Genomic DNA, 21,061 nt, shown 5'->3' with positions numbered 1-21,061 from the left:
GTAATATGAGAATGTATGACATTATAATGAAAAAGAGAAAAGGTTATGAATTATCTAAAGAAGAAATAGATTTTTTTGTTAATGGGTTTACAAAAGGGGAAATACCTGATTATCAGGTTTCTGCTTTGTTAATGACACTTTTTTTCAATGAAATGTCTAAAAGTGAGACAGCTAATTTGACAATGTCAATGGTTAATTCTGGAGATGTAATTGACTTATCTAAGATTAAAGGAATTAAGGTTGATAAGCATTCCACAGGGGGAGTAGGAGACAAGACATCAATATGCTTAACTCCGCTAGTGGCATCTCTTGGAATACCTGTAGCAAAAATGTCTGGAAGAGGTCTAGGCCATACAGGTGGAACTATTGATAAGTTAGAAAGTTTTAATGGTTTTTCTGTTGAATTGACAGAAGAGCAATTTATAAATAATGTCAATAATATTAATATTGCAATTATGGGACAAAGTGGTAACCTTGTACCAGCTGACAAAAAACTTTATGCTCTTAGAGATGTAACAGCTACTGTTGATAATACAGCTCTTATTGCTTCAAGTATCATGAGTAAGAAACTTGCTTCAGGGGCAGATGCAATCGTACTAGATGTTAAAGTTGGTGATGGTGCTTTTATGAAAACAGCAAAAGCAGCAGAAGAGTTAGCAAGTGAAATGGTTAGTATAGGGAAAGAAGTTGGAAGAAAAACTGTGGCAGTTATTTCAGATATGGATCAGCCTCTTGGTTTTGCCATTGGTAATATTCTTGAAGTGAAAGAAGCTATTGAGCTATTAAAAGGTAATGGACCTAAAGATCTACTAGAATTAACACTTACTTTAGGTGGAAATATGCTTCTTTGTGCAGAAAAAGTTTCAAGTCTTGAAGAAGGTAAAGCACTTTTAAAGGAAAATATATCAAACGGAAAAGGGCTTGAGAAGCTTAAAGAGTTTATCAAGGCTCAAGGTGGTGATGTATCACCAATAGATAATCCAGAGTTATTCCCTGTAGCAAAGTACATAATTCCTGTAACAGCAGAAAATGATGGATATATTACCAAAATTAATACTGAAGCAATGGGACTAATAGCTATGGAGCTAGGAGCTGGAAGAGCTACTAAGGATAGTATTATAGATTTAACAGTAGGGATAGTTTTAAACAAAAAACGTGGAGATAAAGTAAATAAAGGTGATGTTATAGCTTATATCCATAGTAATAAAGAAGATAATAATAAAATTGAAATGAAGATAAAAGAAAATATTATGATAAGCGCAGAGTTTAATGATAATATTCCTTTAATATATAATGTAATAAGTTAAATTTAAAAAATATGATAGAGAGAAGTAGTTCTTTCTATTATATTTTTTTTTCTTTTGGTAACACTAAGCTTGAGAGGAGGAAGAAAGATGAAAAACACGCTAATTAAGACAATATCTCTTGCTATTTTAACTTTATTATCATTTAATACATTTGTATATGCAAGTATAGGTGAGTCAGTAGATATTGGTGAAGAGTATAGCATATTATCTTCTATTACTTATGAGGAGGGAATGAATGTTGATGCAAAATCAGCCTTATTAGTAGAGCCTGTTAGCGGTACTGTACTTTATGAAAAAAACTCTGAAGAAAAATTTGCACCAGCATCTGTTACTAAAATAATGACAATGCTTTTAGCTATTGAAGCAGTTGATAATGGAAGCATTACATTAAGTGATAAGATAGTTTGTAGTGAAAACGCTAAAAATATGGGTGGAAGTACAATGCTATTAGATACTGGAGAAGTTAGAACTGTAGAAGAAATACTTAAGGGAATTGCAATTGCTTCTGGAAACGATGCAGCAGTTGCTATGGCTGAATATTTAGGTGGAAGCGTAGATAATTTTGTCTCCATTATGAATAAAAGAGCAAAAGAATTAGGTATGGTAAATACGAATTTTAAAAATTGCAATGGGTTGCCAGAAGAAGGTCATTACACAACGGCTAAAGATATTTCAATAATGTCTTTAGAATTATTAAAACATCCTTCAATTTTAAAATATACAGGTACATATATGGAAACCATATCTGAAGGAAGAAAAAGTCCCATAGAACTGGTAAATCATAATAAACTTGTAAGATTTTTTGATGGATGTGATGGACTAAAAACTGGCTATACAGAAGAAGCTAAGTATTGTATATCTGCTACAGCTGTAAGAGATGGTGTAAGAATGTTAGCAGTAATAATGGGTGCTCCAACATATAAAGTGAGAAATCGTGATGCTAGTATGCTTATGAACTATGGATTTTCAAAATATGAAGGCAAAAAAATCTTTTCAAAAGATGAAGATGTAGAAAAAATCTTTTTAGGTAAAAATACTGATAGATATTTCATAGCAAAAGCAAAGAATGACTTGACTATAGTACTTGAAAAGGGTACTACTGGAGAGCCTGAAAATAAAATTACATTAAATTCTGAAAATTCTGAAAAAGATTCTTATAAAGAAGGAGAAATTATTGGTATTTGTGAAGTTCTTGTAGGTGATAAAAAAGTAGGGGAAGTTGAGCTGTATTGCGATAGAGATGTTGAAAAAGCAAACTTATTTGAAAATATAAAATATAATTTAAAGAACTTATTTAAGGAAGGAATATAGTACATAATGAAGGGTATCTTAAGATACTCTTTTTATGAAATTTATCTTAATCATTAACAAAAGAGATATATTATACAATATTTATTATGATATAATCTAATTGGAGGTGATGGGATGAATAGAAGATTAAAGTATATATCATACATAGTATTAGCTTCAATGCTTTTTACAGGATGCTATAAAAATACATCTAATAACGATCAAAATAGCGATAAATCCACAGATAGAATAGATGTTACTATAGATGAAAATACAGGTGCTACCGAGGAAAATGGTAGTGGAGTGGTGGAAGAAGCATATACTGAATTTAATGCCCTTGGTAATACTTACTTTGGAAATAAGGGATATGAAGGTTTTAATGTCAATGATGAAATAGTTAATAGTAGCAATTATGTAAAAAATGAATATAAAGAAATAGATTTTGCAATAGATTTAGTATCACAGCACTTACTGGGAAGTGAAGATGTATATGATTTCCTAGTTTCCAGCAATGAAAATGGTGAAGTAATTCCTCTGACTGATAATGATAGAGCACAAATAGAAAAGGATTTACATAGCCTTAAAGTTGACCAATATGGTGTTTATGAAGATACTCCTCTATATTTTAATTTCATGTATGCACAATTTCTAGGTTTTGATGATGATGGAGTTAAGTTATACATTAGAGGTCATATTTCAGGGTTTGCTGTTTCTTATATCGTAACTGTATATGAACAAGAAAATAATTTAGTAGCTAAGATAATATAAAGTCAATAAAAAAGTCTTTAGGAATCCTCTTCCTTAAGACTTTTTTATTTAATGAAAATTCATAATTTATATTTGTAGTTCATAAAATTATTTATGAGTGAATTGATTAATTTATATGGATGGAATACTGTGATAAAAAAAGTTGATATTATTTCTGGATTTTTAGGAGCAGGAAAAACTCGTTTTATTAAAAAGTTAATAAATGATGATTTCTATGAAGATAAAATTGTTATTATTGAAAATGAATTTGGTGAAGTTAATATAGATAGCTCAATATTAAAGAAGTCTAAGGCTGTTATTAAAGAAATTACTGCTGGATGCATTTGTTGTGAAATTACAGGTTATTTTAAAGAAGCTCTTATGGAGTTAAATAAAAATTATGAATTTGAGTGTATAATTATTGAGCCTACAGGAATAGCTAAGCTGAGTGAAATAATTAAAACCTTTAAGGATGAAGATTTAAAAGCACTATGTAGTATTAATAATGTTATTACAATAGTTGATTGTTTAAAGTTTGATATGTATATGAATAATTTCAGAAGGTTCTATATAGATCAAATTAAATATGCGCAGCTAATTGTATTAAGTAGGATACAATTAGCTGATAAAAATACAGTTAATCATGTTAAGAATGAAATAATAAAGATTAATTCTAATGCAGAGATTTTAGATTGCATTTGGGATAAGACTAATTTAAAAGATAAAATCAATAGTACCCATATGCTTCAAAATTTTCCTATGAGTAAAATTGCCTTAAAAAATATCAAATCAGGTATTGGAAAGGTATCTACTAAAAAAGTAAATGAATCTTTTCAAAGCTTCACATTAAAGCTAAATAGAAAAATATCACCTGATGAATTGAGCAGTAAGTTTAAATTTATTGCTTCAAGTAAAAATTTTGGAACTATTCTTAGAGCTAAAGGGATAGTACAACTTTTAAATGGACAATATGGACAGTTTGATTTTTCCTTAAATGAATATAATATTGAAAAGATAGATTATAATGAGGAAAACATAATCTCCTTTATAGGAGTGAATATAAATAAGAAAGAATTAGAGTATTTCTTTAAATGAGGTATGATAATGAGAGCTGATTTAGAAATAGTATGTGGCTTTATAGAGGCTGGTAAAACAGCCTTTATAAATGCATTAAATGAATTAACAAAGATAAAGGATGAAGATACATTTATAATTTTAACAGAAGATGGACATAGCAAGATAGAAGAAAACTCAAAAGAATATAAAGTTATTTATTTTAACGATGATATATCTTTGATAGCCTCAAAGATTAAGGTAGCTATTTGTCAGTATAAACCTTACAAAATTATAATTGAGTATAATGGAACTTATACTATGGAAGAGTTTTATAAGACATATGCAGAGACTCTTAATAAGTATTGTAGATTAAAATGTGTATATTATATTATTAATGGAAAGACATTTTTATATTATTTTAAGAACTTATCGGAGTTATTTATACCATATATAGAAAATAGCAATTTAATATTGATAAATAATTGTAAAGAAATAACTAATAAAGAAATAGATGAAATATACCATATTATTTCTTCCATAAACTATAGTGGTCATATATTATTTAGTGATGATAATAGTGCTATACTTAATGAATTGAGAAAATCAAATCTGTTTTTAAATAATAAGTATAGGAAGATTAAGATGAATTTTCGTAAAAGGTTTAATTAATTAGTAAGAGATGGTGAATTAATGATTTTATTTAGACATTGGTGCTGGAGCTTTTTAGGTGTTGTTATTGAATCACTTCCATTTATAGTTATAGGAGCTATTATTTCAACAATTATACAGTTTTATATTTCAGAAGATATTATAAAAAGGATTGTTCCTAGAAGAAGAGGATTAGCTTTTCTTGTGGCTGCTTTTATAGGATTGGTTTTTCCAATGTGTGAATGTGCTATAGTACCAGTTGCTAGAAGTCTTATAAAGAAAGGTGTTCCTATTGGAATTACAATAACCTTCATGCTTTCAGTACCAATAGTAAATCCATTTGTTATTACATCAACATATTATGCATTTGAAGCTAACCTTACCATTGTATTAATAAGAGTTGTAGGAGGCATATTATGCTCCATTATTGTTGGAATGTTAATAACATATATTTTTAAAGATTCTACTATAGAAAGTATTATATCTGATGGATATCTTGATTTATCTTGTACCTGCTGCAGTAGCAATAAAAAGTATTATATATCAAAATTAGATAAGCTCATTACAATAGTATGTCAGGCTTCAAATGAATTTTTAAACATAAGCGTATATGTAATACTTGGAGCATTTATTTCAAGTATCTTTGGCAGTATTATAAACGAAGAAATTTTAAATGACTATACTTTTAACAATATACTAGCGGTGATAATAATGTTAGATATATCTTTTTTATTATCCCTATGCTCAGAAGCGGATGCTTTTGTTGGCAGTAAATTTCTAAATAATTTTGGAATTCCAGCAGTTAGTGCCTTTATGATACTAGGGCCAATGATGGATTTAAAGAATGCCATATTGACATTAGGCTTATTTAAAAGGAAATTTGCAACTATATTAATTATTACAATATTGCTGGTAGTTACAGCATTTTCTATCTGTCTTTCCTTTATAAGTTTATAGGAGGAATTATGAAAAGAATAAATTATGATGAATTAATTTTGTTTATGCTGCTAGTAATTTTAGATTTATTAATGATTGTCTTAATAGAAAGTGATGAAATACAAAATTTTATTAATGGACATATGCTTATATTTTTTAAAATTTCAGTTATAATTTTGGTTCTGTTTTCTATTTGTCAGTTTCCTAAAATTTTCACAATTCCAAGTAGGATTTATATTACTAATAAATTTTTCCCTTTAATATTCTTTGTAATAATTTTTCTTTTGTATTTTGCTTATGCTGATGATAAAGATGAAGTTATAAGTGATAGTTTCAATGATATTTTATTTATTACAGAAAATATTGATAATTATGAAGGAGATATGCTTTATTTTAAAGGATTTATATATCAAGATAAAGAAAATCCAGCCCAACTATATTTAGCTAGAGAAATGCTTACGTGCTGTCAATATGATTCAAGGATTATTAAGATTCCTCTTATAAATATGGATGAAACTATAAATGAAGAGACTTGGATAATAGTATATGGAAAAGTAATTAATGATGATGGACTAAAACTTAAAGTAGCTTGTTATGAAAAATGTTCTGAGCCCAATGATAGATTTTTGAAAGAACACTAATGTCTGCTTGTTATTTTTACTTTAGCTTGCTATTATTAAAATTGAACTAAAATAAGTGAAGGGTGGATTTGTATGGAACTTCCAAAAATTAAAGTGGCTGATTTTGAAGGTCCATTTGATTTATTATTACATCTTATAAGGAAAAATAAAATGGATATATATAATATTGAGATATATAAAATTACTAATCAATATTTACGTTATTTAGATGAAATGAAGGAAATGGATTTAGAAATAACTTCTGAATTTATCGTAATTGCTGCAACTTTAATTGAAATAAAGTCTAAAAGTTTATTGCCAAAAGTTAAAGTTGAAGATGAAAATGAAGAGGATATTGAAAATAAGCTTAAGCTAAGGCTAATTGAATATAAGCAAATAAAGGCAGTGTCAAACTTCTTTAAAGAAAGACATATAAACTCTGGGGAAATATATAGTAAAAAGCCAGAAATTATTGAAGATGAAAAATCACCTAAGTCTAATGATGATATATTTAATAATTTAACACTAATTGATTTATATAATATATATAATAATATTTTAGAAACATACCATAATAAACAAAACAATATCAATTTGGTACAGAGAAAGATATATACTGATAAGTATAAGGTAGAAGATAAAATGAAGGAGTTGTTAGATAGATTTAACAATACAAATATTATTGAGTTTAGAACTATTATTAAAGAAAGTGAATCAAAGTTAGAGACTGTTGTAACATTCTTAGCATTACTTGAATTAATTAAGTTAAGAGTTATTATTGCTTATCAAGAAGGTAATTTTAAAGAAATACTAATGAAAAGGAGAGTAGAACATGAGCAATATAGAGATTAATCAATACGAATTTGCAGAAACTTCAAGAAAAAACAAAATAAAATCTGCTATTGAAGCAATGCTTTTTGTAGCTGGAGAGCCACTAAATATAAAAGATATTTATACCAACCTTGAGCTGGATAGAAAGACTGCAAGGGAAATTTTAAATGAGATTACTGAAGAGTTTAAAGCTGAAAGTAGGGGGATAAAGCTTATTAATATAGATGATTCATATCAATTTGTTACTAAGCCAGAAAATTCAGAATTCATACAAAAGATGCTTAAAAAGAATAAAAGACAATCATTATCGCAAGCTTCTATAGAAAGTTTAGCAATTGTGGCATATAAGCAACCTATAACTCGTGTTGATATTGATGAAATCAGAGGTGTAAAATCAGAATCTGCATTACAAAGATTATTAGAGCGTGATTTGATAAAGGATGTTGGAAGACTTGAAGTTCCAGGAAGACCTATATTATATGGAACGACAGATGAATTTTTAAGACAATTTGGTTTACAATCATTGAATGAATTGCCTTCTCTTGACTTATATGAAGATAGCGATGAAAATAATTCTTTAGAGTTATTAAGTTCAGCATTAGAAGAAATTGAAGAATAATGAAAGGAAGAATATATAATCTTCCTTTCATTATTTTTTATTTTCTTTTGTGGAATCTTTATTAAAGGTCTTAATGAAATCAAAAATTTGGGGTATATAATCAACTAATTTATCCATAGTGGAATCATGATCTACATTTAAAAGTCTAACGAAATCATCTTTAATAACTAAAAATGCCACTGGTTTTACACTTACTCCTGCACCAGATCCACCTCCAAATGGATATTCACTTTCTTCTGTAGTCAATTCCTTTTCACCAAATTCACTTCCACCAGAAGCAAATCCTAAGGTTACTTTTGATATTGGAATGATACATCCTCCATCTTGTAATTCAACTACATCTCCTACAACGGTATTCACATCAATCATATCCCGTAAATTTTCCATAGTACTTCTCATTAAATTTTCTAATTCATGCTTATTGGCCATATTATTTCCCCTTTATAGGGCACCTCCTCGAATAGGTATATTACTTTTTTTTATTAAAAATAACATATATATAATTTTTGCAATATTTATAGTTAATATACACATAATTGATATATTGATAATGTACTTATCTTTAAAAATTGGGTTAAATTCATTATTAAAATTCTTTATTTTAAAAAAGGATGATAATAATTTAAAGATAATTGGGTTTAATGAATTTAAAAGTCCATAAACTATAGCTGTCCCTGCAGCATCATTAACAGAAAAATCAATATTGCTACTAATGTTAAGATATGGCTTATAACTATTATTAGATAGATTCTTAAATAATAGTTTTATAGATAATTTTTTATATCTCAACTTTTCACGATACTTTTCTTTTGATTCTTCTTTTGCATTATCACTAGAATCATACTTTTTTACCTTATCATCCTTGATGAATTTATATATTACTCCGCCATCAGAAGAAAGCAAATTTATTTTATAAAATTTTATTTCATAAAAATCTTCTAAATATTTTATAGATATCTTTAAAGGAATTGGCATAAAAATCAAGAATAAAAGCAAAAATACAATTAATAAAACAATCATAGCACCTACTCCTAACATTGTTTTATATTATTTCCTTTATAAGAAAAATTATACTTAATATTTTTTCAAAAAAGATGAGTAAAAATATCTTTTTTGAAAAAACTATTGTCATAAATGGATTTTACTAGAGGGTGATTTTATGAAATTAACCAAAGTTATATATTGCATTTTGTTTTTTACTATATTTTCCTTTGATTTATTAATGAGTCCTGTATATTCGTTAAATATTGAAGAAGATGACTTAGAAGATGATGTGGTTAATATGGAAAACGCTAATAACTTTGAAGGTAACAGATATTTAATAGACAATCTAAAGGTAGATGCAAGATGTGCTATTGCCATTGATGGTGAAACAAATCAAATTTTATTTGCACAAAATGCTTTTGAGATTGTTCCTATGGCAAGTACTACCAAAATAATGACTGCTTTAATTGCTATTAATTATGGTGATTTAGATAGAGAAGTTGTCATAAGTAAGAATGCAGCTAGTATAAGAGGATCTAAAGTAGGATATTCAGAAGGTGAAAATATAAAGATGAAAGAACTTATCTTTGGTCTTATGTTTAAATCAGGTAATGATGCTGCTATTGCTATTGCTGAAGATATAGGAGGATCTATCGAAGGGTTTTCGAAGATAATGAATGATTTTGCCAATAGTCTTGGAATAATGTGTTCTAACTATGAAAGTCCTCATGGGCTTGATAGCCAAAAACATTATTCTTCTGCTTATGATTTAGCTATACTAGCATCCAAAGCTATGAAAAATGAATTATTTAGAGAAATTTGTGGATCAAAGACTATCACAAAAGAAACTTATGGTTTTACCAGAGATTATCAAAATATCAATAAGATTTTGTGGAAGATTCCAAATGCGAATGGAGTAAAAACAGGTTATACAGGTCAAGCTGGTAAATGTTTAGTAACCTCTGTAAATCACGAAGGTAAAGACATAATAATAGTAGTATTGAATTGTGCTGACAGATGGAATCAAACTGAAAAAATATACAATCATGTATGTAGCAAATATATCTTTAAAAATGATTCTACTAAAAATTTAGTTGAATCAATGGGGATGATAAAACTTGCATCAGTCTTAGAGGAAAATGATTTTGCTTATGGATTTAAAGAAAATGAAAAAATTGAAATTGAAGTATTTGCTCTTCTTGGGGATATACATAAAGGTGATACTTTAGGAAAGCTATCATTATATGATGAAGATAAAGAAACAACAAAAACAGGTTTTAAAGCATGCAAAGATATAAGAAAAGAATGTTTTGAAAAAATTATAAGTTGATAAAGAAAAAAATATAGTAATTTTATACTATATTTTTTTCTTTCTATATAGATTTTATAAGGTATAATAAGGTAAAATTATTTTAGTAAGCTATATAAAGGAGAGAAATATATATGAGTAAAATTAATAAACTTACTACATTAGCAGAAACAAAATTTTTAAATCTATATAATGCTGAATATAGTAACAAAGGTGGCAATATAAAAAACTGGATAATAGCTTCAAGAAAAGAAAAGGAAAATCTAGAAGGGGTTTATTTGAATAATAAAGAATTACAAGATGATGCAGTTTTAATAGTACCTTTTCATAAAGAAGAAGAAAAAATAGTAGTTATTAGACAATTTAGAGTGCCAATAAACTCTTACATATATGAAATGCCAGCAGGGCTTATAGATAAAGGAGAAAGTCCTCAAACAGCAATAACAAGAGAGTTAAAAGAAGAAACAGGGCTAGATGTTATAGAAATCCTAAAAAATACAGTTAAAGGACAATTATTTTTATCACCTGGTATGACTGACGAATCTGTTACTTCAGTTTTTTGTACTTGTGGAGGTACCATAAGTAAAGCATATATGGAAGAAGACGAAGATATTGAACCAATTTTATTATCACAAAAAGAAGCACAAGAACTTCTAATAAAAGATGTAAAATTTGATATAAAATGCTATATATATTTACAGGAATTTGCAAAATCAGGAAATAAAATGTTTAAGTAGAATAATTTTTTATAATTTATATTTACTAAGTAGGTATAAATATGTTATATTATAAAAAATTATTCTAAAATATTAACAAATGAAAATTAAAGGGGGAACAATATGAAAAAAACAGGTTATGGCCTATTTACGACCATTGCAATGATTATTGGGGTTGTAATAGGTTCAGGAATATTCTTTAAAAGTGATAATATCCTTGTAGCTACCAATGGAAGTATAGCATTAGGGGTATTAGTTTTTTGTATAGCAGCAATAGCAATAATATTTGGAAGTTTAACTATTTCAGAATTAGCAGCAAGAAACTCAGAAGCAGGAGGATTAATAGCATATGCAGAGCAATCATATAATAAATCAATTGCTTGTGCTTTTGGATGGTTCCAAACATTTTTATATTTTCCAACATTAATAGCTGTAGTAGCTTATGTTGCTGGGATTTACATATGTTTATTATTTGGAATTAATGGTTCATTAGAACTTCAGATACTAATTGGATTAATAGTAATAGTAATGATTTATATATTAAATGGGCTTTCATCAAAGTTAGGTGGGCTTTTCCAAAATGCATCTACAATAATAAAATTAATACCTTTAATTTTAATTGCAATTGCAGGTATTATTTTAGGTGAGCCATCATCAATAACATCAGTTGAATTAAGTAGTGCAGTAAAATCTACAGGATGGATTGCAGCTATTGCACCAATAGCATTTTCATTTGATGGTTGGATTGTTTCTACTACAATTGGACATGAAGTAAGAGATTCTAAAAGGAATTTACCAAAAGCTTTAATTATTGCACCAATTTCTATACTTATTGTTTATTTATTATATTTTGTAGGTATAAGTATTTATGTAGGACCTGAAACAATAATGAGTCTTGGCGATGCACATGTTGATTTAGCAGCTAATAATTTATTTGGTATGTGGGGTTCAAAAATTGTTTTAGTATTTGTAATAATATCTATAATAGGAACAGTTAATGGCTTAATAATGGGAATAATAAGATTACCATATTCATTAGCCATAAGAAATATGTTTCCTAAATCAGAAATATTTGCTAATGTTGACGAAAAGACTAAAATGCCAATTAATTCTACAGTAGTAAGTTTTATAATAAGTGTAAGTTGGCTTGCAGTACATTATTTTACTACAAAAACAGGATTACTTCCTAATTCTGATATATCAGAAATTTCAATTACCATGAGCTATGTATTATATGCTTTACTATATGTTAAGGTATTACAGCTTGGTATTAAAAAAGAAATTAAAAGTATAATTAGAGGTATTATAAATCCAATTCTTGCTTTATGCGGATCAGCAATAATACTATTGGGAAGTATAGGCAATAGTTTATTCTGGATATATGCAGTAATATGCTTAGGAATATTATTAAGTGCTGTTGTATTCTGGAGAAATGTGAGTAAAAATGAATTAAGTAATAATCTTAGTGAAAATATATAGGAGACTGCCATATGGCAGTCTTTTTTTATAATTAAGAAAGTATAAAATTTTAAAAGCTGTAAAGCTAGGTATATTAATGGATTTTAAGATTTAAAACTGTAAGATTGATGCCACAAAGTGGGCGTGGCAATATCAACTTTATTATGGAATATAATGATAATAAATAATACACAAAAAATAAGAATTTTAATAACTTATATAGAGGATATTAATTTTTTTAGGAGTTAGAATGTTTAAAGAAAATATTGATTGTATAGATGCTGGTACAGAGTATTGTCCTTGTAAACTAGCGGAATCTGGAGAATGCCTTCTTTGCTCACAACTTCATGGTAGTACATTTTGTGATTGTTTAAATTGGAAAGGTGTTTGTATCTATCAGGAATTTTATTATAATGGAAATAAAGCAAAAGAAGGACGAAAAACATATAATTGCATTGTAGAAGATAGGGCTTTATATGATGATGAAGTTCTATTGATTAAGTTTAAAGCTCCTCATAAATTAGTAATAGATTTATCTAAGCCAGGAAGCTTTATTTTTATACGAACAGAAGAAAATATTTATTTTGATGTTCCTATTTCAATACTAGAGTCAGATATTGACTCTGATATTATATCTGTTATGATTGAGATTAAAGGAGTTAAAACAAAGAAGCTTCTTGAGATAGAAAAAGGTAAAAATATTACCATAAGGGGACCTTATTGGAATGGAGTTTTTGGTATTAAAAATATTAAAAATCAAAAGGACAACAATGCTATTGTCTTAGCACGGGGAATTGGTATGGCACCAATGATTCCTGTAATTAAAAGGCTTAAAGAAAATAATAATCAATTAACTGTAATTTTAGATAAATCTCCTTTCAAAGAAATTTATGTTACAGAGTATCTTAAATCATTAGAGGTAGTTCCACAGGAAATGAATTTAATTGATAAAGGTGAATTATCTGCAGAAGCAAAGGTTTCTATTAAATCACTTATTAAATATAATAATATAAATTTAATTCACATTGCTGGTGCAGATATTTTAACCTTTAAGGTNNNNATCTAGACGAATTAGAAAGAAAAGATATTTATTTATCCTGTTGTAATAATTTTAAAATGTGTTGTGGAGAAGGAGTATGTGGTAGTTGTACTACAAGATTTTCAGGGCATAGAGTAAAGAGATTCTGTAAGGTACAAGCAAATCCAAGGGACATTTTTGAAGGGAGGAGATTTATATGAAAGTTGTTGTTATTGGTGGTGGATGGTCTGGATGTGCTGCAGCAATTACTGCTAAAAAGGCTGGTGCTGAAGTTCATATATATGAAAAAACAGATTTGCTTTTAGGTCTTGGTAATGTTGGTGGGATAATGAGAAATAACGGTAGATATACAGCAGCTGAAGAACTTATTGCATTAGGAGGAGGAGATCTTATAAATCTTACTGATGTATACTGTACTCATAAAAATATAGATTTTCCGGGTCATAAGCATGCTACATTATATGATGTAAATATTATTGAAGGTAGAGTAAGAGAATATATACTTTCCTTAGACATAAACCTCCATCTAGAAAAGCGTGTTCGTGATGTTGAAATGGAAGATCATAAGATAAAAAGATTGCTATTAAGTGATGAAAGCTATGTTGATGGTGATGTTTTTATTGAAACAACAGGAACTACTGGACCAATGGGGAATTGTTTGCGTTATGGAAATGGATGTTCAATGTGTGTATTAAGGTGTCCATCTTTTGGTCCTAGAATAAGTATTAGTGAAAGATGTGGAGCCTTTGATATTCAAGGTGAGCGTAGTGGTGATGAATTAGGTGCAATGTCAGGATCATGTAAGCTTGCAAAAGAAAGTTTATCTGAAGATATTAGAAAAGAATTAAATGAAAAGGGAGTAGTGGTTCTTAAAATTCCAAAAGAGGATGTTAATTATAAAAAACTTGGTACAAAAGTATGCCAACAATATGCTTTAAAGGAGTTTGCTGAAAATATTGTGCTTTTAGACACAGGACATGCTGTGTGGTTGAATTTGCAATAATTGGAATAAATATGGAAGTAGAGAAGCTACTTTTTTTTTACGTCTCCACTTCCAATGAAATATACTGTTACATCTTGAGTATTACCATCCCATAGAATCTTATCTACTAAAACACCTATTAGGAGTCTTTGTTCATTAGAATCTAGTTCTATTATATCAGCACACTTTTCTAGTAAGCTTTCTATAAAGTCTAGGTCTAATTTCTTGTAGTTTGAATCTTCGATTTCTTTTGAGATTTTATCTAATTCTTGTTGTAACTCTTGCATTTCATTTTTAGTGGATCTTATTCTTTGTATTATTATATCATCTAGATCATCAGCAACTGCTAACTTATCTACCAAATTATTAAGAATTTTTTGTTTGTTATCCATCTCTTTTTGAATTGTATTTTGCTTTTGTTTAACATCTTTATTTTTCTTAACTGCGTCATTTTTCCTTTTTAAGCTTTGGATATAGCTTTTCTTATTTTTGCCTAGATTTTCTAGCTCTAGGAGTAATAAATTTTCTATATCATCGGTCTTAACATTTTTATTTTGACATAGTTCACTTTTGGATTTCTTTTTTAGTGAACAGGAGTAGTAAAATTGTCTTTTTCCTGTATCTTTTTTTATATTTCCATGAACTACCTGCATGTAGTTATTACAGTGGGCACAATAAATTTTTCCAACAAGTTTTGCATTGTGGGTTCTTGCTCTTTTAGGGAAGGAACCTTTATTGCCTTTAAATTGCTCTTGGACTGCAATCCATTTATCTGCATCAATTATGCCAGGACAATTACTTATTGCAGCTATCCAATTTTCTTTATCATTTGATATTTTCATTACTTTTCCGTTTCTAGTTACTTGCTTTGTTTTATTGTAGCTAAGATAGCTATGTTTGCTATCAGGTTCACCATATACATTCCATCCATCATCTTCAAGCCAACTCTTAAGTTCTGGGGAGCTTATTGCATAAACAGGGTTATTTAATATTACCTTTAATGATGTCTTTTCAAGAAGAATATTTCTATTTGATTTAATGTTATGAGAAGCAAAGTAAACTTCTGTCTTATGTAATGATCCTTCTCTTAGATAGGTATCATAAATTAAGTTAACTAATTGTAGTTCTTCATCATTTTTCACAAGCTTAACTAATTTTCTTTCATTACCTTCTTCATCAATATAAGAGGAGCTTTCACTATCAAAGCCAAGTGGAGTTCTACCTCCAGACCATTTTCCTGACTTAGCTAGTTCAACCATATTATCTCTTACACGCTCAGCAATGGTTTCACGTTCCAGTTGTGCAAATACAGAAGCTATGTATATCATAGCTCTACCCATAGGAGTAGTTGTATCAAACTGTTCCTTAATACTTATAAAGTCAACTCCATAGCTTTGAAGCTCTTCTAAGGTAGTGGAGAAGTCAGATACATTTCTACTAATTCTATCAAGCCTGTAGCATATTAAAATATCAAATTTTTCTTTCTTAATATCACTAAGAAGCTTTTGGAACTTCGGTCTGTTGATATTTCCACCAGAAAATCCTTCATCTTCATAAATGATATATTCAGGGTCATTATTTCTATAATGAGTCTCTATATAGTCCTTACACATTTGGATTTGGTTTCCTATGGAATCACCTTTACCTGTATATTTACTTTTTCTTGAGTAAATAGCAATCTTCATCTAATCACCTCGGTTTAGTATATGCAATATTATTACAAATTAAATATATTTTAGCTTTATTTTAATAAGTTCTATAGGTAAATTTTCCATAGCAGCCATTTCTTCAATTGTATGATGCTTATATTCATCAAACAATGAATCCTCAATAAGTAATTCAGCTGCAAAAGTATTCGCTGCAATCTCAAACTTTTCTTTAGAATAGAAAGTGTTACTTTCTAGATAGGTAATATTAGTCTTTGGATGGAGAATTGCATGGCCAAGTTCATGTGCTAGGACATGGCGTTCCATTATAGTATCTAGATCATCATTTAAATAGATAATCTTATTTCTCTTAAAGTACTGATACATTCCATTAACAGATGGATGTAATGGTACCCTTAAAAGAATAATATCAAGTTTATCTATAAGTTCATAAACATCTCTTGTTTTATATCGCTTAACAATTTTATTAACCTCTGTTTTTATATAGTGATTCAATATTTTATCTCCTTATAACCCTTTTATAGTTTTGTTTAATATTTAAAATAATCCTACATTGTCTTTTTATTAAGCATTACATCTTATGTTTTTTATATATTATTTCTTATATTTATTTGGTGCGTACTTCTTATTCTTTTCTTTTGCAAGGGCCATACCCATTTCCATTGCATCAAGAATGCTTAGTAAAGCCTCTGTATTCATTAACTGTTCTTTTGCAGTTTTTAAAATATCATTAACATCTTTATAATTATGATTTTCTTTTGTAGATGTAGTATTGTAAGTATCTGAAGATAGTAAATAATCAACGCTTACATTAAATACCTTAGCAATCTTTAAAAGCATATCTTTACCTGGTGATCTTCTATTTTGCTCATACATTCCTATAGTGCTAGCAGATACTCCAAGCTTTAACCCTAGTTCTTTTTGACTATAGTTTTCTATTTAAGGCTAATTTTGGAGAGGCATGTGTTGATGAGATTTTTTTTAAGAAAAAATAACACATAACGTGTGATTAAATTTTTAATTGTAACAAGAAGAAGTGTACAAGCATAGTATAGATTATTAATTTATTGGAGGCGAGATAGTGACGATTACATGTATTTATCCAGAGGATATGAGTATTTTAGAAAACAAGTTAATAGATACATTAACAGATATTGCAATACAAAAGTTTACCTCTGAGGAAATAGATTTAATTGTTGATTATCTTGAGGAAAATGATTGTAAATACTTCGATTAACTTATGAGAAAGTGGCTAATTAGCCTTAAACAATAAGAATTAACATAATAAAGAATTTGTTAAAGGGTGAAATTAATAAGTATTAGCTAATAAGCTAATTAGAAGGGGAGTGATTAAGTAATGGAATTAATTAAGATAATAGAAAGAGATGGTAGACAGTTAGTAAGCGGAAGAGAATTACATGAGTTTTTAGAAATAAGAACTAAATATAAGGGTTGGTTCCGAAGAATGGTTGAGTATGGATTTGAGGAAGAGATTGATTTTATAAGGGTGACTCAAAAAAGAGCAATCAATAATTTAAAGAATCCAGTGACCACAGTAATAGATCATGCAATTTCTATAGATATGGCAAAAGAAATATCAATGATACAAAGAACAGAAAAAGGAAAGGTAGCTAGACAATACTTTATTAACTGTGAAAAGAAACTAAAAGAAGTTAAAAAACTAAGTCCAATGGAATTAATGGAGTTACAATTTAAAGCTTTAAAGGAACAGAAAGAAAAAATAGAACAAGTTGAAAATAGAGTATATAAGCTTGAAGAGGACATGCCTTTATTTCAAATAGATTGCAAAGAGATACAAGCATTAGTTAGAAAGAAAGGTATAGAAGCTTTAGGTGGATACAGGAGCATAGCTTACAATGATAATTCACTTAGAGGAAAAGTATATAGTGATATCCAGCAACAAATAAGAAGAGAATTTGGAGTATTAAGATATGAAGCTATAAAGAGAAGTCAGCTAGAGATGGCAAAAGAAATAATTATTAATTATAAAGCTCCATTAGTGCTAGAAAATGAAATTAAATTATTAAATGGGCAGGAGTAAAATATGGAAATTAACAGAAGAAAAATTTAGTAAAATACAAGTTTCTAAAAATATGGACAAGGATTTTAGATATTAAATGCTCTGGTACACTTAAGATTTTGGAGATTAAAATATGAAAATAATATTTTTACAGGTAAAAAGACACATTGACAATCCGGCAAGATTAATCTCAATGTGTCTTGATGAAAAGTTTAATAAAACTCTCTATTTTTATTATATAATAGGGAGTTTTCTCTGTAAATAAACAGATAAACTGTTTTTTAAAGGTACTTAATTTAAGGCCTTTGAGAGCTTGTAATAGGTATTATCTTTAGAACGTTATTTAAATTTAAGAAATAAAGTTATAGGGGTAAAGGGTATGGCTATTAGAGAGAAGAGATTTCTATGTGGTAAATATTTAGAAGTAGAAATATATCCTATTTCTAAATATGAACAAAAGAAGAGTAGATCAAAGAAAAAGAAGGAGAGCAGAAAGGAACAAAAGAACTTAAATGATAAAAATGCAAGAAAGAATTTAAGAAGAAGAATTCATGCTAACTTTGATAATGGGGATTTAATAGTTAGCCTTAGTTATGATGCAGCTAATCTTCCAAATAGTGAAGAGGCTGCTATTCGTGATAGAAATAATTATATTAGGAGAATTAAAAACTTTAGGAAGAGGAATGGACTTGATGAATTAAAATATATAGCAGTTTTAGAATATAGAGAAGCTACAGATGATAAAAGAACAAAAACAAGAATCCACCATCACATTATAATATCTGGAATGGATAGAGATAAGGCAGAAGAACTATGGGGAAAGGGCACAGCTAATGCAAATAGAATGCAAGCTAATGAAAGAGGTTTTGAAGAATTAGCAAATTATCTTTCAAAGGATCCTAGAGGAAAGAAAAGATGGAGCCAATCTAAAAATATAGTTATACCATTGCCTAAGATTAATGATTATAAGTATTCAAATAAAAAGTTATATGAGCTATCACAAAACCAAGGGGAAAGAGAAGTCTTTGAGAAGCTTTATCCAGGGTTTATTTATACTTGTCATGATATTGCATTTAATGATGTTGATGGAGGGATTTATGTTTATATAAAAATGAGAAGAGTAGAGTAATTTAAAAATGTAAAAGGATCTATGGAGTTTTTATGTGAATTATTAACCTAAATAATTTATAGTTAAAAAAGAGAATAGTAGCATAAGTAAATGAGTTTTTTATTGATTAAAATTACCCAATGTATATTAAGTAGAATTTTATAATGCATAATTTTAAAATTTACAAAATTTATAAAAAAATGTATAATAAAATGGTGATTGTTAGGAGGGGGTTAGAATGTCTGTTTTTTACTCAGAAAAGGTAATAAAACAAAGAATTTCTGAATGTAACTGGTCTACATATTTAGTTGGGTTTGACTTAAAGGATGATGGGACAAAGGNNNTGGGACAAAGGAATATAGATTAAATAGTTTAATAAAAATACTTACTGATGTTATACCAGAGTTTGCATTTGGGTTTCATGATGGAACTGAAACTAAAAATACTGAACTAGTAAGTAAGGTAAGTGAGGCTGCAAAAGCAATATATAAAATAGATGAATTTCAAAAGGTAAAAGATATATATTTAAATGGCGAATATATTGAAGATGATGATTTAGCTAACAAATATTTAAGACGGGGAGAATTTGGAGAATTAATTTTACATTTAATTTTGAGGGATTTTTATTCAACTATACCACTATTATCAAAAATATTCTTTAAAGATTCTTATGGACATACTGTTCATGGATTTGATGCAGTACATATAGAGCCTACGTCAAGAACATTATGGTTAGGTGAATCCAAATTATATGAAGATGGAAGAAAAGGTGTGAAAGCTCTTATACAAGATATAAAAGAACATATTTTGAGAGATTATTTAAATGATGAGTTTGCTTTAGTTTCAAAAAAAATTAAATTATTTGATAATATTCCAGAGAAAGAATATTGGCTAGATATTCTTGGAGACAGCAATACTTTATCAGAACAATTAAATTCTATAACAATTCCACTTTTGTGTACATATTCAAGCGATAATTTTACAAAACATGAAGATGAAACCACAAAGGAATTCATAGCTGACTATGAAAGAGAGGTTAAAGAATTAAAAAGATATTTTGATGATAATAATGATCATCCGTTAAAAACACACATAAATATAATATTAATATTATTTCCAGTAAAATGTAAAAATGAGTTAATTAAGAAATTGCATTATAAATTAAGTTTATTACAGAAATTGGGTGAGTAGATAATGATTAAGGTTTTAAATCAAATAGATAGTTGTGAAAAGATAACGTGTGATGAAAGTTTTAGAATTGCAAAACTTTGTTCTAAATTACTAAGAAATCAAAAAACAGAATTAGATGGTAGAAGAGTGATTATTCATATACTTGATAATTGGGATAAAGTATGTGAAGATACTAAGGAGATATGGAGTGATCTAATTGAAGTAGCAGGCTTTTATCCTTATATTAGTAAAGAAGAAAGTATACAGGTAAAGAGTACATCTGCAAAAATAAGAACTGAGTTTTATAGATCATCTAATCTAGATGGCAAATATCTTCATGAAGAGCAAAAAAATATTCTAGATATAATTAAAAGTGGGAGAAATTTAATAGTTAGTGCACCGACTAGTTTTGGTAAAAGTTTACTTATAGAAGAAATAATATCAAGTAAAAAATATAATAACATAGTTATAATTCAACCTACATTAGCATTACTAGATGAAACAAGAATAAAGTTAAAAAAATATCAAAATCA

Annotated in this window: 21 protein-coding genes and 3 pseudogenes; 19 read left to right on the top strand and 5 right to left on the bottom strand. The window is 28.1% G+C overall.

Annotated features, from left to right (window positions below; translation table 11 throughout):
* Window positions 1–5: 5 nt before the first annotated feature.
* The 9 genes from BHW04_RS10845 (at window position 6) to scpB (ending at window position 8,054) form a co-directional block, all read left to right on the top strand.
* Entirely contained in the window at window positions 6–1,307 is a 1,302-nt protein-coding gene (locus tag BHW04_RS10845) for a pyrimidine-nucleoside phosphorylase (RefSeq protein WP_302623591.1), read from the top strand.
* Between the two features lie 87 nt (window positions 1,308–1,394).
* Window positions 1,395–2,618, top strand: coding sequence for a D-alanyl-D-alanine carboxypeptidase family protein (locus BHW04_RS10840; RefSeq protein WP_302699631.1), 1,224 nt, complete (start codon window positions 1,395–1,397; stop codon window positions 2,616–2,618).
* Between the two features lie 114 nt (window positions 2,619–2,732).
* The gene (locus BHW04_RS10835) at window positions 2,733–3,365 is read left to right on the top strand and encodes a hypothetical protein (protein ID WP_022212591.1); all 633 of its coding nucleotides are present in this window, start codon (window positions 2,733–2,735) and stop codon (window positions 3,363–3,365) included.
* Window positions 3,366–3,494: 129 nt separating this feature from the next.
* Window positions 3,495–4,439, top strand: coding sequence for a CobW family GTP-binding protein (locus BHW04_RS10830; protein ID WP_302699629.1), 945 nt, complete (start codon window positions 3,495–3,497; stop codon window positions 4,437–4,439).
* A 9-nt stretch (window positions 4,440–4,448) separates the two neighbouring features.
* Window positions 4,449–5,069 carry a GTP-binding protein gene (locus BHW04_RS10825; RefSeq protein WP_022212589.1) on the top strand — a complete coding sequence of 207 codons (621 nt, stop codon included), beginning with the start codon at window positions 4,449–4,451 and terminating at the stop codon, window positions 5,067–5,069.
* Between the two features lie 21 nt (window positions 5,070–5,090).
* Window positions 5,091–6,005 (top strand): permease, encoded by a 915-nt coding sequence (locus tag BHW04_RS10820; protein ID WP_022212588.1) that lies wholly within the window; start codon window positions 5,091–5,093, stop codon window positions 6,003–6,005.
* Between the two features lie 8 nt (window positions 6,006–6,013).
* A complete protein-coding gene (locus BHW04_RS10815; RefSeq protein ID WP_302631265.1) occupies window positions 6,014–6,625 on the top strand; it encodes a TIGR03943 family putative permease subunit in 612 nt (203 codons plus the stop codon).
* Window positions 6,626–6,697: 72 nt separating this feature from the next.
* The gene (locus tag BHW04_RS10810) at window positions 6,698–7,456 is read left to right on the top strand and encodes a segregation/condensation protein A (RefSeq protein ID WP_302699626.1); all 759 of its coding nucleotides are present in this window, start codon (window positions 6,698–6,700) and stop codon (window positions 7,454–7,456) included.
* Complete coding sequence (gene scpB, locus BHW04_RS10805; protein WP_302699624.1) at window positions 7,437–8,054, top strand: SMC-Scp complex subunit ScpB; 618 nt, start codon at window positions 7,437–7,439, stop codon at window positions 8,052–8,054. Before BHW04_RS10810 ends, scpB begins: the two co-directional genes overlap by 20 nt.
* Before the next feature lie 30 nt (window positions 8,055–8,084).
* On the opposite strand, the gene ytfJ is transcribed toward scpB, so the two are convergent.
* Both ytfJ and BHW04_RS10795 read right to left on the bottom strand, forming a co-directional pair.
* Window positions 8,085–8,483, bottom strand: a complete 399-nt coding sequence (ytfJ, locus tag BHW04_RS10800) for a GerW family sporulation protein (RefSeq protein ID WP_186835059.1) — start codon at window positions 8,481–8,483, stop codon at window positions 8,085–8,087.
* 12 nt (window positions 8,484–8,495) lie between these two features.
* Window positions 8,496–9,074, bottom strand: a complete 579-nt coding sequence (locus BHW04_RS10795) for a DUF2953 domain-containing protein (protein ID WP_302699621.1) — start codon at window positions 9,072–9,074, stop codon at window positions 8,496–8,498.
* A gap of 262 nt (window positions 9,075–9,336) precedes the next feature.
* Between BHW04_RS10795 and BHW04_RS10790 the strand changes: the two are divergent.
* The 5 genes and pseudogenes from BHW04_RS10790 to BHW04_RS10770 all read left to right on the top strand — a co-directional run.
* Window positions 9,337–10,134: pseudogene (locus tag BHW04_RS10790) on the top strand (D-alanyl-D-alanine carboxypeptidase family protein); the annotation flags it as partial.
* Between the two features lie 341 nt (window positions 10,135–10,475).
* A complete protein-coding gene (locus BHW04_RS10785; RefSeq protein ID WP_186835120.1) occupies window positions 10,476–11,084 on the top strand; it encodes an NUDIX hydrolase in 609 nt (202 codons plus the stop codon).
* Window positions 11,085–11,186: 102 nt separating this feature from the next.
* Entirely contained in the window at window positions 11,187–12,542 is a 1,356-nt protein-coding gene (locus BHW04_RS10780) for an APC family permease (protein ID WP_186835056.1), read from the top strand.
* 229 nt (window positions 12,543–12,771) lie between these two features.
* Window positions 12,772–13,760, top strand: a pseudogene (locus BHW04_RS10775) (sulfide/dihydroorotate dehydrogenase-like FAD/NAD-binding protein).
* A pseudogene (locus tag BHW04_RS10770) lies at window positions 13,757–14,542 on the top strand (FAD-dependent oxidoreductase); the annotation flags it as partial. The pseudogenes BHW04_RS10775 and BHW04_RS10770, both read left to right, overlap by 4 nt.
* A gap of 47 nt (window positions 14,543–14,589) precedes the next feature.
* Here the strand turns inward: BHW04_RS10770 and BHW04_RS10765 are convergent.
* The 3 genes from BHW04_RS10765 to BHW04_RS10755 all read right to left on the bottom strand — a co-directional run bounded on the left by BHW04_RS10765 (window position 14,590) and on the right by BHW04_RS10755 (window position 17,148).
* Window positions 14,590–16,227, bottom strand: a complete 1,638-nt coding sequence (locus tag BHW04_RS10765) for a recombinase family protein (protein ID WP_302699619.1) — start codon at window positions 16,225–16,227, stop codon at window positions 14,590–14,592.
* A 39-nt stretch (window positions 16,228–16,266) separates the two neighbouring features.
* Window positions 16,267–16,704: an ImmA/IrrE family metallo-endopeptidase gene (locus BHW04_RS10760; protein WP_302699617.1), complete on the bottom strand. Its 438-nt coding sequence runs from the start codon at window positions 16,702–16,704 to the stop codon at window positions 16,267–16,269.
* Between the two features lie 99 nt (window positions 16,705–16,803).
* Window positions 16,804–17,148 carry a helix-turn-helix domain-containing protein gene (locus BHW04_RS10755; RefSeq protein WP_302699695.1) on the bottom strand — a complete coding sequence of 115 codons (345 nt, stop codon included), beginning with the start codon at window positions 17,146–17,148 and terminating at the stop codon, window positions 16,804–16,806.
* 142 nt (window positions 17,149–17,290) lie between these two features.
* On the opposite strand from BHW04_RS10755, the gene BHW04_RS10750 reads away from it, so the two are divergent.
* The 5 genes from BHW04_RS10750 to BHW04_RS10730 all read left to right on the top strand — a co-directional run.
* On the top strand, window positions 17,291–17,446 hold the full coding sequence (locus BHW04_RS10750; protein WP_022167717.1) for a hypothetical protein: 156 nt from the start codon (window positions 17,291–17,293) through the stop codon (window positions 17,444–17,446).
* A gap of 120 nt (window positions 17,447–17,566) precedes the next feature.
* Window positions 17,567–18,271: an ORF6C domain-containing protein gene (locus tag BHW04_RS10745; RefSeq protein WP_302699615.1), complete on the top strand. Its 705-nt coding sequence runs from the start codon at window positions 17,567–17,569 to the stop codon at window positions 18,269–18,271.
* 358 nt (window positions 18,272–18,629) lie between these two features.
* Complete coding sequence (locus BHW04_RS10740; protein ID WP_302699613.1) at window positions 18,630–19,379, top strand: rolling circle replication-associated protein; 750 nt, start codon at window positions 18,630–18,632, stop codon at window positions 19,377–19,379.
* A gap of 354 nt (window positions 19,380–19,733) precedes the next feature.
* Window positions 19,734–20,549: a DUF1837 domain-containing protein gene (locus BHW04_RS10735; RefSeq protein WP_368072959.1), complete on the top strand. Its 816-nt coding sequence runs from the start codon at window positions 19,734–19,736 to the stop codon at window positions 20,547–20,549.
* Window positions 20,550–20,552: 3 nt separating this feature from the next.
* On the top strand, window positions 20,553–21,061 hold a 509-nt coding region (locus BHW04_RS10730), incomplete at its 3' end, for a DEAD/DEAH box helicase (RefSeq protein WP_368072958.1).

The sequence above is a fragment of the Clostridium sp. 29_15 genome, from assembly GCF_001916075.1.
GTDB lineage: Bacteria > Bacillota > Clostridia > Clostridiales > Clostridiaceae > Clostridium > Clostridium lentum.
Note: the sequence above shows the minus strand (reverse complement) of the source record. Positions and strands in the feature narration are given on the sequence as shown.

What these genes read in the sequence shown, in the direction of transcription:
- BHW04_RS10845 (WP_302623591.1), top strand. Translation starts at nt 6, where the DNA reads ATGAGAATGTATGACATTATAATGAAAAAGAGAAAAGGTTATGAATTA.
- BHW04_RS10840 (WP_302699631.1), top strand. Translation starts at nt 1,395, where the DNA reads ATGAAAAACACGCTAATTAAGACAATATCTCTTGCTATTTTAACTTTA.
- BHW04_RS10835 (WP_022212591.1), top strand. Translation starts at nt 2,733, where the DNA reads ATGAATAGAAGATTAAAGTATATATCATACATAGTATTAGCTTCAATG.
- BHW04_RS10825 (WP_022212589.1), top strand. Translation starts at nt 4,449, where the DNA reads ATGAGAGCTGATTTAGAAATAGTATGTGGCTTTATAGAGGCTGGTAAA.
- BHW04_RS10820 (WP_022212588.1), top strand. Translation starts at nt 5,091, where the DNA reads ATGATTTTATTTAGACATTGGTGCTGGAGCTTTTTAGGTGTTGTTATT.
- BHW04_RS10815 (WP_302631265.1), top strand. Translation starts at nt 6,014, where the DNA reads ATGAAAAGAATAAATTATGATGAATTAATTTTGTTTATGCTGCTAGTA.
- BHW04_RS10810 (WP_302699626.1), top strand. Translation starts at nt 6,698, where the DNA reads ATGGAACTTCCAAAAATTAAAGTGGCTGATTTTGAAGGTCCATTTGAT.
- scpB (WP_302699624.1), top strand. Translation starts at nt 7,437, where the DNA reads ATGAGCAATATAGAGATTAATCAATACGAATTTGCAGAAACTTCAAGA.
- ytfJ (WP_186835059.1), bottom strand. Translation starts at nt 8,483, where the DNA reads ATGGCCAATAAGCATGAATTAGAAAATTTAATGAGAAGTACTATGGAA.
- BHW04_RS10795 (WP_302699621.1), bottom strand. Translation starts at nt 9,074, where the DNA reads ATGATTGTTTTATTAATTGTATTTTTGCTTTTATTCTTGATTTTTATG.
- BHW04_RS10780 (WP_186835056.1), top strand. Translation starts at nt 11,187, where the DNA reads ATGAAAAAAACAGGTTATGGCCTATTTACGACCATTGCAATGATTATT.
- BHW04_RS10765 (WP_302699619.1), bottom strand. Translation starts at nt 16,227, where the DNA reads ATGAAGATTGCTATTTACTCAAGAAAAAGTAAATATACAGGTAAAGGT.
- BHW04_RS10745 (WP_302699615.1), top strand. Translation starts at nt 17,567, where the DNA reads ATGGAATTAATTAAGATAATAGAAAGAGATGGTAGACAGTTAGTAAGC.
- BHW04_RS10740 (WP_302699613.1), top strand. Translation starts at nt 18,630, where the DNA reads ATGGCTATTAGAGAGAAGAGATTTCTATGTGGTAAATATTTAGAAGTA.